15 protein-coding genes and 26 tRNA genes are annotated in these 15,989 nt (G+C 40.0%); 40 read left to right on the forward strand and 1 reads right to left on the reverse strand.

What is annotated here, in order from left to right; all coding sequences use genetic code 11:
- The first annotated feature begins 26 nt into the window (after positions 1-26).
- The 30 genes from JG30_RS02235 (at position 27) to whiA (ending at position 6,877) form a co-directional block, all read left to right on the forward strand.
- Positions 27-99 (forward strand) — tRNA-Val (locus tag JG30_RS02235).
- A 2-nt stretch (positions 100-101) separates the two neighbouring features.
- Positions 102-174: transfer RNA gene (locus tag JG30_RS02240), tRNA-Lys, on the forward strand.
- A 4-nt stretch (positions 175-178) separates the two neighbouring features.
- Positions 179-261, forward strand: a tRNA-Leu gene (locus JG30_RS02245).
- 49 nt (positions 262-310) lie between these two features.
- Positions 311-383 (forward strand) — tRNA-Thr (locus JG30_RS02250).
- Between the two features lie 3 nt (positions 384-386).
- A tRNA-Gly gene (locus JG30_RS02255) sits at positions 387-458 on the forward strand.
- Positions 459-469: 11 nt separating this feature from the next.
- Positions 470-555, forward strand: a tRNA-Leu gene (locus tag JG30_RS02260).
- 13 nt (positions 556-568) lie between these two features.
- Positions 569-642: transfer RNA gene (locus JG30_RS02265), tRNA-Arg, on the forward strand.
- Between the two features lie 5 nt (positions 643-647).
- A tRNA-Pro gene (locus tag JG30_RS02270) sits at positions 648-721 on the forward strand.
- 20 nt (positions 722-741) lie between these two features.
- A tRNA-Met gene (locus tag JG30_RS02275) sits at positions 742-815 on the forward strand.
- 6 nt (positions 816-821) lie between these two features.
- Positions 822-895 (forward strand) — tRNA-Ile (locus tag JG30_RS02280).
- 33 nt (positions 896-928) lie between these two features.
- Positions 929-1,002: transfer RNA gene (locus JG30_RS02285), tRNA-Met, on the forward strand.
- A gap of 2 nt (positions 1,003-1,004) precedes the next feature.
- Positions 1,005-1,078 (forward strand) — tRNA-Asp (locus JG30_RS02290).
- 6 nt (positions 1,079-1,084) lie between these two features.
- A tRNA-Phe gene (locus JG30_RS02295) sits at positions 1,085-1,157 on the forward strand.
- Positions 1,158-1,172: 15 nt separating this feature from the next.
- A tRNA-Gly gene (locus JG30_RS02300) sits at positions 1,173-1,243 on the forward strand.
- A 5-nt stretch (positions 1,244-1,248) separates the two neighbouring features.
- Positions 1,249-1,322: transfer RNA gene (locus JG30_RS02305), tRNA-Ile, on the forward strand.
- 2 nt (positions 1,323-1,324) lie between these two features.
- Positions 1,325-1,412: transfer RNA gene (locus JG30_RS02310), tRNA-Ser, on the forward strand.
- Between the two features lie 43 nt (positions 1,413-1,455).
- Positions 1,456-1,543, forward strand: a tRNA-Ser gene (locus JG30_RS02315).
- 12 nt (positions 1,544-1,555) lie between these two features.
- Positions 1,556-1,629 (forward strand) — tRNA-Met (locus JG30_RS02320).
- 2 nt (positions 1,630-1,631) lie between these two features.
- Positions 1,632-1,705: transfer RNA gene (locus JG30_RS02325), tRNA-Asp, on the forward strand.
- A gap of 6 nt (positions 1,706-1,711) precedes the next feature.
- Positions 1,712-1,784 (forward strand) — tRNA-Phe (locus JG30_RS02330).
- Between the two features lie 5 nt (positions 1,785-1,789).
- Positions 1,790-1,872: transfer RNA gene (locus JG30_RS02335), tRNA-Tyr, on the forward strand.
- A 9-nt stretch (positions 1,873-1,881) separates the two neighbouring features.
- Positions 1,882-1,952, forward strand: a tRNA-Trp gene (locus JG30_RS02340).
- A gap of 11 nt (positions 1,953-1,963) precedes the next feature.
- A tRNA-His gene (locus JG30_RS02345) sits at positions 1,964-2,037 on the forward strand.
- 10 nt (positions 2,038-2,047) lie between these two features.
- Positions 2,048-2,119 (forward strand) — tRNA-Gln (locus JG30_RS02350).
- Positions 2,120-2,127: 8 nt separating this feature from the next.
- Positions 2,128-2,198, forward strand: a tRNA-Cys gene (locus tag JG30_RS02355).
- A 25-nt stretch (positions 2,199-2,223) separates the two neighbouring features.
- Positions 2,224-2,308, forward strand: a tRNA-Leu gene (locus tag JG30_RS02360).
- A gap of 730 nt (positions 2,309-3,038) precedes the next feature.
- A complete protein-coding gene (locus tag JG30_RS02365) occupies positions 3,039-3,566 on the forward strand; it encodes an SAV1803-related protein (RefSeq protein WP_046315843.1) in 528 nt (175 codons plus the stop codon).
- Between the two features lie 420 nt (positions 3,567-3,986).
- Entirely contained in the window at positions 3,987-4,883 is an 897-nt protein-coding gene (gene rapZ / locus JG30_RS02370; RefSeq protein ID WP_046315845.1) for an RNase adapter RapZ, read from the forward strand.
- On the forward strand, positions 4,880-5,917 hold the full coding sequence (locus JG30_RS02375; RefSeq protein WP_046315847.1) for a gluconeogenesis factor YvcK family protein: 1,038 nt from the start codon (positions 4,880-4,882) through the stop codon (positions 5,915-5,917). Before rapZ ends, JG30_RS02375 begins: the two co-directional genes overlap by 4 nt.
- Positions 5,918-5,923: 6 nt before the next feature.
- Positions 5,924-6,877: a DNA-binding protein WhiA gene (gene whiA / locus JG30_RS02380; RefSeq protein WP_046315849.1), complete on the forward strand. Its 954-nt coding sequence runs from the start codon at positions 5,924-5,926 to the stop codon at positions 6,875-6,877.
- Positions 6,878-6,899: 22 nt separating this feature from the next.
- On the opposite strand, the gene JG30_RS02385 is transcribed toward whiA, so the two are convergent.
- Positions 6,900-7,997, reverse strand: coding sequence for a helix-turn-helix domain-containing protein (locus JG30_RS02385; protein ID WP_046315851.1), 1,098 nt, complete (start codon positions 7,995-7,997; stop codon positions 6,900-6,902).
- Positions 7,998-8,230: 233 nt separating this feature from the next.
- On the opposite strand from JG30_RS02385, the gene JG30_RS02390 reads away from it, so the two are divergent.
- The 10 genes from JG30_RS02390 to pduL all read left to right on the forward strand — a co-directional run bounded on the left by JG30_RS02390 (position 8,231) and on the right by pduL (position 15,989).
- Entirely contained in the window at positions 8,231-8,509 is a 279-nt protein-coding gene (locus JG30_RS02390; RefSeq protein ID WP_046315853.1) for a BMC domain-containing protein, read from the forward strand.
- A gap of 63 nt (positions 8,510-8,572) precedes the next feature.
- A complete protein-coding gene (gene pduB / locus JG30_RS02395; protein WP_046315855.1) occupies positions 8,573-9,289 on the forward strand; it encodes a propanediol utilization microcompartment protein PduB in 717 nt (238 codons plus the stop codon).
- 22 nt (positions 9,290-9,311) lie between these two features.
- The gene (locus JG30_RS02400) at positions 9,312-10,988 is read left to right on the forward strand and encodes a propanediol/glycerol family dehydratase large subunit (RefSeq protein WP_046315857.1); all 1,677 of its coding nucleotides are present in this window, start codon (positions 9,312-9,314) and stop codon (positions 10,986-10,988) included.
- A gap of 21 nt (positions 10,989-11,009) precedes the next feature.
- Positions 11,010-11,708, forward strand: coding sequence for a propanediol/glycerol family dehydratase medium subunit (locus JG30_RS02405; protein ID WP_046315859.1), 699 nt, complete (start codon positions 11,010-11,012; stop codon positions 11,706-11,708).
- Between the two features lie 15 nt (positions 11,709-11,723).
- Entirely contained in the window at positions 11,724-12,239 is a 516-nt protein-coding gene (locus JG30_RS02410) for a diol dehydratase small subunit (protein WP_046315861.1), read from the forward strand.
- Positions 12,240-12,260: 21 nt separating this feature from the next.
- Positions 12,261-14,105: a diol dehydratase reactivase subunit alpha gene (locus JG30_RS02415; protein WP_046315863.1), complete on the forward strand. Its 1,845-nt coding sequence runs from the start codon at positions 12,261-12,263 to the stop codon at positions 14,103-14,105.
- Positions 14,098-14,454, forward strand: a complete 357-nt coding sequence (locus JG30_RS02420; RefSeq protein ID WP_232354631.1) for a glycerol dehydratase reactivase beta/small subunit family protein — start codon at positions 14,098-14,100, stop codon at positions 14,452-14,454. The genes JG30_RS02415 and JG30_RS02420 overlap by 8 nt, the downstream gene beginning before the upstream one ends.
- 11 nt (positions 14,455-14,465) lie before the next feature.
- Positions 14,466-15,011, forward strand: coding sequence for a BMC domain-containing protein (locus JG30_RS02425; protein ID WP_046315867.1), 546 nt, complete (start codon positions 14,466-14,468; stop codon positions 15,009-15,011).
- 12 nt (positions 15,012-15,023) lie between these two features.
- Complete coding sequence (locus JG30_RS02430) at positions 15,024-15,314, forward strand: BMC domain-containing protein (RefSeq protein ID WP_046315869.1); 291 nt, start codon at positions 15,024-15,026, stop codon at positions 15,312-15,314.
- Positions 15,315-15,341: 27 nt separating this feature from the next.
- The gene (gene pduL / locus JG30_RS02435) at positions 15,342-15,989 is read left to right on the forward strand and encodes a phosphate propanoyltransferase (RefSeq protein ID WP_046315871.1); all 648 of its coding nucleotides are present in this window, start codon (positions 15,342-15,344) and stop codon (positions 15,987-15,989) included.

Raw genomic sequence — 15,989 nt, forward strand, 5'->3', positions numbered from 1 at the left:
TCGTTGCCACGCTGGCTTTGCTTTTTGGAAGTTTAGCTCAGTTGGGAGAGCGTCTGCCTTACAAGCAGAGGGTCACAGGTTCGAGCCCTGTAACTTCCATTGAGTCGCTAGCTCAGCTGGTAGAGCAACGGCCTTTTAAGCCGTGGGTCGTGGGTTCGATCCCCACGCGACTCATCTTGCGGGTGTGGCGGAATTGGCAGACGCGCTAGATTTAGGTTCTAGTGTCCAATGGACGTATGGGTTCAAGTCCCTTCTCCCGCACTTGTAATATTTTAATAATATAATATTGAAAGCAACCAACGCATTACATGCCGACTTAGCTCAGCTGGCAGAGCATCTGTCTTGTAAACAGAGGGTCGGAGGTTCGAATCCTCTAGTCGGCATTTGCGGAAGTAGTTCAGTGGTAGAACATCACCTTGCCATGGTGGGGGTCGCGGGTTCGAATCCCGTCTTCCGCTTTCATTATTTTGCCGGGGTGGCGGAACTGGCAGACGCACAGGACTTAAAATCCTGCGGTAAGTGATTACCGTACCGGTTCGATTCCGGTCCTCGGCATTATAATGAATATGCACCTATAGCGCAATTGGATAGAGTGTCTGACTACGAATCAGAAGGTTGTAGGTTCGACTCCTACTAGGTGCATTGTTCGGGAAGTAGCTCAGCTTGGTAGAGCACCTGGTTTGGGACCAGGGGGTCGCAGGTTCGAATCCTGTCTTCCCGATTTAGCGAAATGCTAATCTTGGCGGTGTAGCTCAGCTGGCTAGAGCGTCCGGTTCATACCCGGGAGGTCGGGGGTTCGATCCCCTTCGCCGCTACTTATCGGACCTTTAGCTCAGTTGGTTAGAGCAAACGGCTCATAACCGTTCGGTCGTAGGTTCGAGTCCTACAAGGTCCATCGATTTATTTTGTTGGGCATTGTTATTATTATCGCGGGATGGAGCAGTATGGTAGCTCGTCGGGCTCATAACCCGAAGGTCGTAGGTTCAAATCCTTCTCCCGCAATTGGTCCTATGGTGTAGTTGGTTATCACGCCTGCCTGTCACGCAGGAGATCGCCGGTTCAAGTCCGGCTAGGACCGTCTAATGGCTCGGTAGCTCAGTCGGTAGAGCAATGGATTGAAGCTCCATGTGTCGGCAGTTCGATTCTGTCCCGCGCCATTGTGAAAATCCTTTGCGGGTGTAGTTTAGTGGTAAAATCACAGCCTTCCAAGCTGTTGTCGCGAGTTCGATTCTCGTCACCCGCTTATATGGGCCTATAGCTCAGCTGGTTAGAGCGCACGCCTGATAAGCGTGAGGTCGATGGTTCAAGTCCATTTAGGCCCATTGGAGAAGTACTCAAGTGGCTGAAGAGGCGCCCCTGCTAAGGGTGTAGGTCGCGTAAGCGGCGCGAGGGTTCAAATCCCTCCTTCTCCGTTGAAAGACTAGATCTTTCTTAGTTTTGCGGTTAGCTATTCGCGGAGGATTACCCAAGTGGCTTAAGGGAACGGTCTTGAAAACCGTCAGGCGTGTAACAGCGTGCGTGGGTTCAAATCCCACATCCTCCTTTATAATATTATCGCGGGATGGAGCAGTCTGGTAGCTCGTCGGGCTCATAACCCGAAGGTCGTAGGTTCAAATCCTTCTCCCGCAATTGGTCCTATGGTGTAGTTGGTTATCACGCCTGCCTGTCACGCAGGAGATCGCCGGTTCAAGTCCGGCTAGGACCGTCTAATGGCTCGGTAGCTCAGTCGGTAGAGCAATGGATTGAAGCTCCATGTGTCGGCAGTTCGATTCTGTCCCGCGCCATTTATGGAAGGGTAGCGAAGTCTGGCTAAACGCGGCGGACTGTAAATCCGCTCCTTCGGGTTCGGTGGTTCGAATCCACTCCCTTCCATTTCATAATAGGGATATAGTTCAATGGTAGAACAACGGTCTCCAAAACCGTCGATGTGGGTTCAACTCCTACTATCCCTGTTATTATCTTGGCGGTATTGGTGAAGTTGGTTAACACACCGGTTTGTGGCACCGGCATACATGAGTTCGAGTCTCATATACCGCCCTTTTATTAATGGGTTATAGCCAAGTGGTAAGGCAATGGACTTTGACTCCATTATGCGCTGGTTCGAATCCAGCTAACCCAATTATTTCTGGCGGTATAGCCAAGTGGTAAGGCAGAGGTCTGCAAAACCTTTATCACCGGTTCAAATCCGGTTACCGCCTTTTGGTTATTGCCAAAGATATTTTTGCCGGTGTGGCGGAATTGGCAGACGCGCTGGATTCAAAATCCAGTTCCTGTTGAGGGAGTATCGGTTCGACCCCGATCACCGGTATAGTTTAATAAGATAAATATTTAAAGCCTATTCTTTGGATAGGCTTTTTTATTTCTCAGAAACATATAGAAAAAAGACTTTGTTAAAACACTAAAAAAATATATTAAATCAAAAAACGGTATTTGGAGATGGTACTAGTCAAAACATTGATATAATAGAGATCATTGATTTTTTATAACCCAAAGCGGAATTTAACTAACAAACAGCTCTAAAGTACGTTTGATCCCACGTCGCTCACGCTTTGGCATGATCAGTGGATATACTTTAAGGGCGGGATGAATGTGCCGGCTCTGTTAAAAGCACAAAGCACACTTATACCCATAGATAATAAATAAAAAATATGAGTATTGCTGAAATTATAAAGATAAATATTTTTTAATGCTCAATTTTTATGTATTTATCAAAATTCCTTGTTTACACTATCGCTTGAAGTGGGGCGATGATCCATATTTTTGGTAGAAATTAGTTTTTAATTTTTTCTTTGTCATAATCTGATATAATTTTTTAAAAGCTCTTCTGTTTCAAATACTTTAAGACAGCTAACCTTTTGTCACTGCCACAAAGGTTAGCTGCAGTACAAAATTTTTGCAATATAATTGTCCTCTATTAATGAGAAATTGGATATACATAGAGATTTTTAGGCTGAAGTCATTGATAAAATAGTCAGATGGATTGAAGAAATAGAAGTGCGCTGTGTAGACGATAACATTGAGGATTAAAGGTGGTTTAAATGTCAGATAAATTGAGTTATTATAAGTCTTTATTAAACTCAGAATATGATGATGCAGTCCAAAGTTTAATTAAAAAATATGGTACTGTATTAGATGATTATTTTAAAGAAGCATCATATAATAAATTTTTAAGCGGAGAAATTAAATCTCCTACTAAGGGTAAATTTAGTAGAACAAAAGATGGACTATATTGCCACCATATGGATGAAGATAAATTTTTAAATTTAGGCAATAATAAGTTTATTTTAGATAATAGACCTAATTTTCAATATCAAACTAAAGATAGATTGGTATACTGTAATTTAATTGAGCATCTAATTTTGCATGCAATAATTGCTCAAAAAACTAATGGTGAATTTGGGATACCTGGGTTAATTATATTTTTAATCCCAAAAGTTCAAGAATGGTATATTAATGGAATCAAACCAACCAGGCCTTGGGAAGTTAATTGTTACAACGCTGCTTTCATATCCTCCGGTGAAGCTAAAGAACTTTTGAATAGTATCAAATTATATTTTAAAGTGTAAAAGTAGCACATTAATTTTTATAATGGCTGTTAAGACATCACTGACACCTATATATAAATGATCGCTATATATCAATACTTGAACAACATAGTCAATATCGATTACTGATATCGCATAATTATATAAATATTTAAAAGTCTATTCATTGGATGGACTTTTTCTTTTTTAAAAATGTTTTATCCGCCAAGTAATTATTGCATTGCCAGAATCAAATTAAAATAAGTTGTTAGTTTCGAATGGCAGAAAAATAAATATTTCTGCTGTTGGACTCATCCAACTAAATTCAGTCAAGGTTTCTTGATCAGTAACCTCTAATTTGATTCCTGTGTAGGATATAACAAATATTTTTTGTTTTTGTGAAGACTAGTGTTCTGCAGGGAATAATTTTATAATAGATGATAGTAAGAGGGAGGATTGAAAATGGCAGCTGTCAATAACGTTAAGGATTTAATAATTATTTCAGGAATGAGTGGTGCCGGGAAAACAGTTGCTACGCAAGCCTTCGAGGATATGGGGTATTTTTGTATTGATAATATGCCGCCAACCTTATTAGAAAAATTTAGTGAATTAGTACAAAAAGCAGGAACCATTCATAAAATTGCATTAGTTATTGATATTCGTTCCCGCGCTTTTTACGATCAAGTGATGAGCATTTTTTCCGATTTTGAAGATATTGAATCGATGCGAACCCGAATTTTATTTTTAGATGCCACTAACGCGGAATTGGTGGCACGGTATAAAGAAACGCGGCGCACTCATCCTCTAGCAGTAGGAGGCCGATTAATAGAGGGAATTAAGGTCGAACGTGATTTATTACGACCTTTAAAAGAGCATGCCCAAGTAGTTATTGATACGACATCATTGTCGCCACGTCAATTGCGGGAGACTATTTTTTCTAAATTTGAAGAGCAACAAGAATCTATTTTTCGGATTGTAGTTATGTCGTTTGGGTTTAAATATGGCCTACCCATTGATGCTGATGATGTAATGGATGTTCGGTTTTTACCTAATCCTTATTATTTACCAGAATTGCGGCCACAAACGGGTTTGCAAAAATCAGTTGCCGATTATGTTTTTGCTAGTCAAGAGACGCAAAAATTTTACCAACAATATTTAGCCTTAATGCAGTCCATCATTCCCGGTTATGAAAAAGAGGGGAAAACCAGCCTAACCATTGCGATTGGTTGTACAGGTGGACAACACCGGTCAGTAGCTATTGCAGAAAAATTGGGTCAAGATTTACGACAAAGTGGTTATGTAGTAGATATCAGTCATCGGGATATCAAGCGGCATAAGGAGTCAGTTCAACGTTCATGAAAATTAACACTAAAACGATTAGAGTAATCAAAGGCCGACGTCCTAAAATTACAGTCATTGGTGGTGGAACCGGATTACCCGTGATTTTAAAAAGTTTGCGTAATTTAAATGCTGATTTAACAGCGGTAGTTACAGTAGCTGATAATGGCGGTTCTTCAGGAATCATTCGTAATTATATTAATGTAGTGCCTCCGGGAGACATTCGCAATGTTTTAGTATCCTTATCTAATTGGGACAAATTGCCCTTAGAGGTATTCCAGTATCGTTTTGCCAGTGAAGATTCCTTTTTGGCAGGACATGCCATTGGCAATTTGGTTATTGCCGCCCTTTCGGAAATGTATCATGGTAATATTTTTGATGCTGTCCAGGAATTATCACGAATGATGGAAGTGGAAGGCAATGTCTTTCCCGCTTCGAATGAGCCTTTGACCTTAAATGCCGAATTTACTGATGGCACAACTTTAGCGGGCGAACACGAAATCACTTATGCACATAAACAAATTAAACGTGTTTGGGTAACTGATACTAATGATCCACAAGATGAACCCCAGGCAGTGTTCCCTGTCTTGGCCGCAATTATGCAAGCCGATGTTATTGTCTTAGGTCCGGGAAGTTTATTTACCAGCATATTACCGAATTTAATGATTGAAAATTTGGGCGAAGCCATTCGGCAAACGAATGCAGAAGTAGTTTATATATGTAATATTATGACCCAGTTGGGAGAAACGGAAAAATTTACAGATGCCGATCATGTGCGCATTTTAAATGATCATTTAGGTGGTCACTATGTGGATACCGTCTTAATCAACGGGACACCGGTTCCTTTAAATTATTTGGATCACCATAAGTATAATGAATACTTGATGCAAGTAAAAAATGATTTTCAAGGATTACGCGATTTGGGGTGCCGCGTGATTACGGATGACTTTTTGTCTTTACATGATGGAGGTGCCTTTCATGATGGAGATAAAGTGGCACATGAAATAATGAACTTAGCCTTTCAAACTGGTCAACGAAAAAATGAGGAGCGATAGACGAAGATGTCTTATGCTAGTCAAGTTAAAAAAGAATTAACTAATTTAGAAGTCCATCCGGAACATGCCCGGGCTGAATTATCGGCGCTGATTCGAATGAACGGCAGTTTGTCGTTAGCTCAACATCATTTCATTTTAAATATTCAAACTGAAAACCCAGCAATTGCCCGCCGGATTTATTCTTTATTGCATCAACTTTATACGGTGGATTCAGAGTTAGTTGTGCGGCGCAAAATGAAATTGCAAAAAAATAAACAATATATTGTTCGTTTGCGTCAGCATGTGCAGGCAATTTTAGCGGATTTACGCATTGTGCAAAAAGACAGCTTTCAAATTCGAACCGATATTTCAGAGGATATTTGGTCATCACAGCAGCGTGCGCGCTCGTATTTGCGAGGTGCGTTTTTAGCTGGGGGTAGTGTTAATAATCCGGAAACCTCACGCTATCATTTAGAGATTTATACTTTGTATGAAGATCAAAATCAAGGATTAGTTAAATTAATGAATCAATTCCAATTAAATGCCCGGGCTACGCAACGACGAAATGGTTTTATTGTTTATTTAAAAGAGGCGGAAAAAATTTCTGATTTTCTGCAAATTATTGGCGCCACCGCTTCCATGCTTAAATTTGAAGATATTCGGATTGTTCGTGATATGCGCAATTCTGTGAATCGCTTAGTCAATTGCGAAAATGCCAACATTAATAAAACGATTAAAGCGGCAGCCAAACAAGTAGCCAATATTCGATACTATCAGGAAAATTTTGGTTTGGAAAAATTACCGGTTAAATTAAAAGAAATTGCCGAGTTGCGTTTAGCTAATCCGGAAGTATCGTTAACCGAATTAGCCCAGATGGTCCCGGGGGGTCCAATTTCTAAATCGGGAATTAACCATCGCTTACGTAAACTCAATACCCTAATTGAGCAAAAACGCTCAACTTCTGAGGCTTCTGATCATTAAAATTTGCAATAAATAGATGACTTTAAAAAATTTCATCCGTGTAAAGCCATTGAATCATGAGTTTGTCATTAATACTAATTTTACTGGCAGGGGTGGAAGGTTGTTCACAGTCGACTAGATAAATCCAGCCGGCATTTTTTTGTAAGTCGTCTAAATCAGCAATAGCATAAATATAAGGATATCCATTAACATTGCGGATCATAAAGTCAATATTATTTTGGGAAAAATAAGCTTTGGAAATATCGTAAACCGATAAATTGGGTTGCCACGTCAGGTTGCGGGATAAAGTATAGATTTTTTTAATATGTGCGTATTGCTTACGAAATTTAAGCGGTGTCAGACCGGTTTTTTGTTTGAAGAGCTTAGTAAAATAGCTGGATTGCGCAAAACCGGTTTTTTGGGAAATTTGACTAATAGAATCCGTAGTTAAGAGTAAATTTTCTTGTGCACGCGCAATTTTTCGCATATTAATGTAATTAATAAAAGTTGTATGGACACATTTTTTAAAAATTCTACTCAAATAGGAAGGTGAAACATATAGCGCCTGAGCCACATTATTTAGATTTAAGTTTTTATCAATATTCTTATCAATATAATTAATAGTAGATTCGACAATTTTTTCAACGCGACTGGGATTAGATACCGTCAATTGAGGAATTTCCGCCACTGGTTGATTATTTTCAACCAGCGGCTTTTTTTGAAAGGATTGAACCGCTTTCGAAGTGAGGACTTTAAAGAAGATCTGGAGATCATAAATAATCACTGGATCAAGGACCAATAATTGTTCAGTGTTCTGTTGGAAACCATAATGAGTAACATTATCCAAGTAATTTCGAAAGAGCACCAGAAAGTGGTGATTAGTACTTTTGCTGTTTGGTAACAAATAAAAACCCTCTAAATGATAGTTGCGAATGAGCGGGAAGCCGTACAATGTTTTGTTACCTATCAAGCTAGTCAAATGACCCCGGGCCAAATTAGGATCTTGGATAATAGAATCTTTGTCCACCAAATTGAGGCTTTGATTGAGAAAAATTATTCTGCGTTGGCTAATCGCAAAAATATTTTTTAATACTATTTTTACTTGAATTAATAAATTTACTGTTTTATCCGTTTTATCCATTCATTATCTCCTTACATAGAATAAGAATAATATAAAAATGTAAATTATCAATCACTAATTTCTAGGTAATCGGTAGCAAATCCGGAGCTTTCGAAAATATTTAGTATTATTTTGTTATCTTTTTTTTAAAAAGACTATAAAAATTACAGCAAGAAAGTATAAATAAATTGTTATAGAATTAACATGTATGGAAAGTTAAACGCTTTCTTAACTATATCTGAGGAGGATTTACCATGGAACAAGAAGCATTAGGATTAATTGAAACAAAAGGCTTGGTGGCCTCCATTGAAGCTGCCGATGCAATGGTTAAAGCCGCTAATGTGGAATTAATTGGTCAAGAGAAAATTGGACACGGTTTGGTAACAGTAATGGTACGTGGTGATGTGGGAGCTGTGAAAGCTTCTGTAGATGCTGGAGTACAAGCTGCTGAGAATATCGGCGAAGTACTGTCTAATTATGTAATTCCACGTCCACATACTGATGTTGAAAAAATTCTCCCGCATAAAGAATAATAACTATCATTTATTAATCGAAAAGGTTAACAAAGGATAGGCGGTTAGGAGGTAGTGATTAGATTGGATAATTTTTTAAATTCAACCAGTGTAGTGCCAGAATTTGTTGGTGCCAGCAAGGCCGGGGACACAATTGGTATGTGCATTCCTAGTGTAGATCCATTGTTGCTCGATCAACTTCACGTTGAAAAAAAGTATTCCGTAATTGGGCTCTTGAGTGCTCGAACTGGCGCTGGTCCCCAAATTATGGCTATGGATGAAGGGGTCAAGGCAACTAATACTGAGTGTATTGATGTTGAATGGCCGCGTGATACTAAAGGCGGCGGTGGTCATGGCTCTTTAATTATTATTGGAGGTTATGATCCATCGGATGTACGCCAAGCTATTACAGTTGCCTTGGATAATTTACATCGAACCTTGGGTGATGTTTATAACTCCGCTGCAGGTCACTTGGAATTACAATATACGGCTCGTGCTGCAGGCGCGGCGCACCTTGGCTTAGGAGCAGTAGAAGGCAAAGCTTATGGTTTGATTTGTGGCTGTCCTTCTGGCATTGGTGTGGTCATGGCGGATACAGCTTTGAAAACCGCAGGGGTTCATGTCATTTCTTTTGCTTCGCCTAGTCATGGAACCAGTTTTTCAAATGAAGGAACTCTGCATATTTATGGCGATTCAGGTGCCGTTCGTCAGTCAGTCATTGCTGGTCGTGAAGTAGGGCTAAAATTATTGAGCCAATTAGGCGATACGCCAGTTAATGATTTTCCTGCATATATTCACTAATTGCGAAAGGAGGAATTAGTGCATGAAACGTCAAAAACGTTTTGAAGAATTAGAAAAGCGTCCGGTTCATTTAGATGGTTTTGTTAAAGAATGGCCGGATGAAGGTTTCGTAGCAATGATGGGACCGAATGATCCCAAACCAAGTATTAAGATTGAAAATGGTGTGGTCACGGAGTTAGATAGCAAAAAACGGGCCGATTTTGATCTGATTGATTTATACATTGCCAAATATGGCATTAATTTGGATAAAGCTGAAGAAGTTATGGCGATGGACTCCACGAAGATTGCCAATATGTTAGTTGATCCTAATGTAGCTCGCAAGGATTTAATTGAAATTACGACTGCTATGACCCCGGCAAAAGCCGAAGAAGTGATTAGTAAATTGGACTTTGGCGAAATGATCATGGCTACCAAAAAAATGCGACCGCGTCGGACGCCAGCGACTCAGTGTCATGTTACCAACACCTTAGATAATCCCGTGGAAATTGCTGCCGATGCTGCCGATGCTGCTTTGCGGGGATTTCCTGAACAAGAAACGACGACTGCAGTAGCACGTTATGCACCTTTAAATGCGATTTCGATTTTAGTAGGCTCACAAACCGGACGTCCAGGGGTATTAACACAATGTTCCGTGGAAGAAGCTGCCGAATTAAGTCTAGGTATGCGGGGATTTACTAGTTATGCCGAAACCGTTAGCGTGTACGGAACCGATCGGGTCTTTACCGATGGTGATGATACTCCATGGTCCAAGGGCTTCTTAGCTTCTTGTTATGCTTCCCGGGGATTGAAGATGCGGTTTACTTCTGGTTCCGGTTCGGAAGTATTAATGGGTTATACCGAAGGCAAGTCCATGTTATATTTGGAAGCTCGTTGTATTTATATTACAAAAGCTTCCGGTGTACAAGGTTTACAAAACGGTGGTGTTAGTTGTATTGGTATCCCAGGAGCTGTACCTTCAGGCATTCGGTCCGTTCTAGGTGAAAACCTATTATGTATGATGGTTGATTTGGAATGTGCTTCCGGTAATGATCAAACCTTTTCTCACTCCGATATGCGGCGGACCGAACGGATGCTGGGTCAATTCATTGCTGGAACGGATTATATTTCTTCGGGTTATTCTTCAGTACCTAATTATGATAATACTTTTGCTGGTTCTAATGTGGATGCCATGGACTACGATGATTATTATGTCATGGAACGTGATTTATGCATCAATGGTGGAATCCATCCCGCAAAAGAAAGCGATATTATTAAGGCTCGGAATAAAGCAGCTAAAGCATTACAGGCGGTTTTTGATGACTTAGGGTTACCAAAAATTACAGACGAAGAAGTAGAAGCTGCCACCTATGCCAACACACATGATGATATGCCTAAGCGGGACATGGTTACTGATATGAAGGCCGCACAAGATATATTAGCGCATGATACTACAGCGGTGGACATTATTAAAGCTTTGTATAACCATGGTTTCAAAGATGTAGCCCAAGCCATCTTGAACTTACAAAAACAAAAAGTTGCGGGTGACTTTTTACAAACTTCTTCAATTTTTGATAAAGACTGGAATATCATTTCTGCAATTAATGATGCTAATGATTATCAAGGCCCTGGTACCGGCTATCGTTTGGAAAATGATCACGACGAATGGGAGCGCATTAAAAATCTTCCTTTTGCCATAGATCCACAAAACATGGAATATTAATTTGAAAGAGGTGATTTTGTAATGGCTGAAAAAATTGATGAAACATTAATTCGTAAAATTGTTCAAGAAGTCTTAACGGAAACTAATCAAATTGATGTCCCAATTGATTTCAATCAATCCACAGCATCCCCAACTACTCAAGCAACACCCGCAGCCAATGCTGATACTCCGCAAACGGTAGATTGGTTTGAACATGTAGGACCTGCCAAAATGGGTGTTTCTAAAGACGAAGTAGTGATTGCTGTAGCTCCGGCTTTTGCGGAAGTGTTAACAAAAACTATTGTCGGCATTCCTCATAAAGACGTGATTCGACAAATTATCGCGGGCATTGAAGAGGAAGGTCTCAAAGCCCGGGTTATTAAAGTCTATCGGACGTCAGATGTTTCTTTCTGCAGTGCAGCGGGGGATAAATTATCAGGTTCAGGTATTGCCATTGGTTTGCAATCCAAAGGGACAGCGGTGATTCATCAAAAAGATCAAGATCCTTTAACTAATCTGGAATTGTTCCCACAAGCACCGGTCTTGGATTTGGAAACTTATCGGGCAATTGGGAAAAACGCTGCGATGTATGCTGAAGGCAAAGCCCCCGAACCAGTACCAGCAGTGAATGATCAAATGGCTCGGGCTCAATATATTGCTCTAGCAGCCTTACTGCATATTAAAGAAACCCACCAAGTAGTTATTGGTAAACCTGAAGAAGAAATTAAGATAAATTTATAAAAAGGAGGCTTATAGATGAGTGAAGTTGACGATTTAGTAGCTAAAATTATGAAACAAGTTAGCGCTAATACTAATCAAAATGCTAACGCAACTGCAACTACTAGTGCAGCGGAAAAATCTTTAACAGCTGAAGATTATCCGTTGTATTCTAAACATCCAGAGTTAGTGCATTCACCTTCTGGGAAAAAATTGGATGAAATCACTTTGGACAAAGTCTTGAATCAAGAAATTGATTCCAAAGATTTGCGAATCACTGCAGATACGTTGAAATTACAAGGCCAAATTGCTGCTAGCGCTGGTCGACCTGCTATTCAAAAGAATTTACAGCGGGCAGCAGAATTAACTCGAATCCCTGATGAACGGGTATTGCAGATGTATAACTCCTTGCGGCCTTATCGGTCTACTAAACAAGAATTGTTGGATATTTCTGAGGAATTAAAAACTAAATACAATGCACCTGTATGTTCAGATTGGTTCAAAGAAGCTGCTGAATACTATGAAAGCCGGAAAAAGTTAAAAGGCGATAACTAATTAAGTTGAGGAGTTGGCAATATGACCACAGAAAATGTAATCGGTGTGGACATCGGTAATTCTTCAACAGAAGTTGCTTTAGCCAAGATCACGGATACAGGGCAAGTGGAGTTCCTTACTTCAGCTATTGCTGCAACTACGGGCGTGAAAGGGACTAAAAAAAATTTGGCTGGTATTAAAACAGCTATTAATAACGCTTTAACAAATGTTCACTTAACGATACAAGATATTGATCTCATTCGAATTAATGAAGCAACACCGGTTATCGGTGATGTAGCAATGGAAACGATTACTGAAACAGTGGTTACCGAATCAACGATGATTGGCCACAATCCGGATACTCCCGGAGGTCGGGGAACTGGTTTGGGCTATACAGTTTCTTTGTTAAAGTTGCTGGAAGTCGCCGATAAAAAGAAAGCGTATATTGTCGTTGTTCCTAAAGAAATTGACTTTGAAGATGTAGCTAAATTAATTAATGCTTATGTCGCTAGTGGATATAACATTACCGCTGCTATTTTACAAAATGATGACGGAGTCTTAGTTAATAATCGACTACAACATAAAATTCCCATTGTTGATGAAGTTACTCTGATTCAAAAAGTACCATTAGGCATGCTAGCTGCAGTGGAAGTTGCTGGTAAAGGACAAGTTATTTCACAGTTATCCAATCCTTATGGAATTGCAACTTTGTTTAACTTGAATGCCGAAGAGACTAAAAATATTGTCCCGATTTCACGTGCCTTAATTGGAAATCGTTCAGCAGTTGTCATTAAAACTCCCGCAGGCGATGTGAAAGCCCGCGTTATCCCCGCCGGCAAAATTAAAATTATCGGCAATAATGGTGTTGAGCAAATCAATGTTACTGCTGGTGCGGATGCCATTATGGATAAAGTATCGCAATTTCAACAAATTCAAGATATTGTGGGTGAATCAGGTACTAACGTTGGCGGCATGCTCGAAGCAGTTCGACAAACAATGGCTGATTTAACTGGCAAGACTAATTCGGATATTCAAATTCAAGATTTGTTAGCTGTAGATACTCAGGTTCCTGTTAAAGTGCGGGGCGGTTTAGCTGGGGAGTTTTCGAATGAATCTGCAGTTGGAATTGCTGCCATGGTTAAATCAGACCATCTTCAAATGCAAGTAATTGCCGATTTAATTGAATCAGAATTGCATACTAAGGTTGAAATTGGTGGCGCAGAAGCCGAAGCAGCTATTCGGGGAGCTTTAACTACTCCAGGAACTACCAAGCCTATTGCTATTTTAGATTTAGGCGCGGGTTCTACGGACGCTTCAATTATTGATAAAGATAACAACATTGTTGCTATTCATTTGGCCGGTGCCGGCGACATGGTTACGATGATTATTAATTCAGAGTTGGGATTGGATGATCGCAATTTAGCAGAAGATATTAAGAAATATCCTCTCGCTAAAGTGGATAATTTATTCCAATTACGTCATGAAGATGGATCGGTTCAATTTTTTGAAGATCCTTTGCCAGCAGAACTCTTTGCTCGTGTCGTCGTTATTGAACCTGATGGTTATCAACCACTTCCCGGCAAATTAAATATCGAAAGGGTCCGATTTGTCCGGCGAACGGCAAAGCGCCGAGTATTTGTCACGAATGCCCAACGAGCATTAGCTCATGTCAGTCCGACTGGTAATGTCCGCGATATTCCATTTGTTGTAATTGTCGGTGGATCAGCACTAGATTTTGAAATTCCGCAATTAGTGACTGATCAACTAGCCCAATACAATTTGGTTTCCGGAAGAGGAAATATTCGTGCAACAGAAGGACCGCGTAACGCGGTGGCCACAGGATTAATTTTAGGTTATGCCGAGCAGAAAAGAGGAGAACATGGCTAATCAAAGTAACCAGGATCGCCCTGCTATTATTATTGGCGTATTGCAAGATGAACAGTTGCCGGATAGCCAGAAATCTTTATTGTATGGGATTGAAGAAGAAGAAATTCCGTATGCCTTTCAAACTATAGCTGCTAGTGACGTGATCGATAGAGCCTATCAATCAGCACTGGCCTCCAAGTTATCAGTGGGCATTGCTTTAGAGGGGTCACGAGTGGTCGTGCATTATAAAAATTTACGTCCAACAAAGCCACTTTTTGATTTAACGACGAGTGATCGGGCACAATTAAAAATTTTGGGTGCCAATGCTGCACGTTTAGTAAAAGGTCTTCCCTTTAAGAAACAAGATTAAAAGGTGATTTCATGAGAGCGTTAGGATATGTAGAATGTTTGGGATTGTCTGGCGCGATTGTGGCAGCCGATAAAATGTTAAAAACTGCGGAAATTGAATTAAAGACTATTCAGAATACCAAAGGTAACGGTTGGATTACGTTAGAAATTGCCGGCGACATTGCTGCAGTGAAAGTTGCTGTCGATAGTGTCAAGCAAGATTTGCCTAAAGTATTTGTTTCAGCAGCCGTATTTGGTAGCCCTGCACCCGGATTAGATTCCTTAGGTGCAACTGATGTTTTTCAATCAGCTGTGGCAGCTAACGCAAATAACCATTCGGATACACAATTAGCAACAGACCCAAAATCAGAAACAAGTAATGAAACCACAATAACGCAGGAGCCTTCCGTAGACTCTTCGGTCGTAGATTCAGAAGTGGATGCTACAGACGTCAACGAAAATACTTCTGCAGCAACCAAGACTGCGACTTGTAATTTGTGTGGTGATCCGAATTGCCCTCGCAAATTAGGTGAACCGCATAAGATGTGTATTCATTATGACGAATTAAATAACAAATAGGAGGAATAAATTATGAATAATGCACTAGGAATGATTGAAACGAAAGGTTTAGTAGCTTCTATTGAAGCTGCCGATCAAATGGTGAAGGCTGCTAATGTTCATATGATGGGACAGGAAAAAATTGGTAGTGGTTTAGTAACAGTTATGATTCGTGGAGATGTCGGCGCCGTTAAAGCTGCTGTGGAAGCTGGAGTACAGGCTGCTGAAAATGTGGGCGAAGTTATTTCTTCGTATGTCATTCCACGTCCTCATGAAGAAGTTGAAAAAATTTTGCCAAATACAAACAAGAATACTGAAGAATAATTAAATAAATAAAAGGAAGATTTTTATATGGACGATGAACATTTAAAAGCAGTTATTCGCAGAATTGTTCAAGAAACATTAAATCCCAATTTAGTACCGATTGGGGTATCGAATCACCATGTGCATTTAAGCCAGACTGATTTTCATAAATTATTTCCCAATCAAGAAATGACCGTTTTCAAGCATTTAAAGCAGCATGCTGATTTTGCTTCCAATGAAACAGTGGATATTATTGGTCCCAAAGGTGAAATTGATCATGTACGTGTTTTGGGACCTTATCGCAAGCACTCACAAGTCGAAATTGCTCGTTCTGAGAACTTTCAATTGGGAGTGGATGCCCCCGTTCGGCTTTCTGGGAATCTAGATAATACACCAACCGTTAAATTACGGAGTGCTAATGCTGAAATTGAAGTTTCAGGAGTGATTGTAGCTAAGCGCCATATCCATATGAGTTTAGATGACGCCAAAAGATTAGGCGTTAAGCTAGGTGATACTTTACGCGTCGAAATTGATGGCGAAGGTGAACGGAAAACAATTTTTGACGATGTGGTTGCTCGTCCGCGGGAAGATTTCATTTTAGAAATGCATATTGATACTGATGAAGCGAATGCAGCTAATGTTGGCATGGGCAAAACTTCTTATGGCAAAATATTAGTTCAAAAAAATGAAAAATAA

Origin of the sequence: Bombilactobacillus mellifer, assembly GCF_000970795.1 — a bacterium.
In the GTDB taxonomy this organism is placed as follows: Bacteria; Bacillota; Bacilli; order Lactobacillales; family Lactobacillaceae; genus Bombilactobacillus; species Bombilactobacillus mellifer.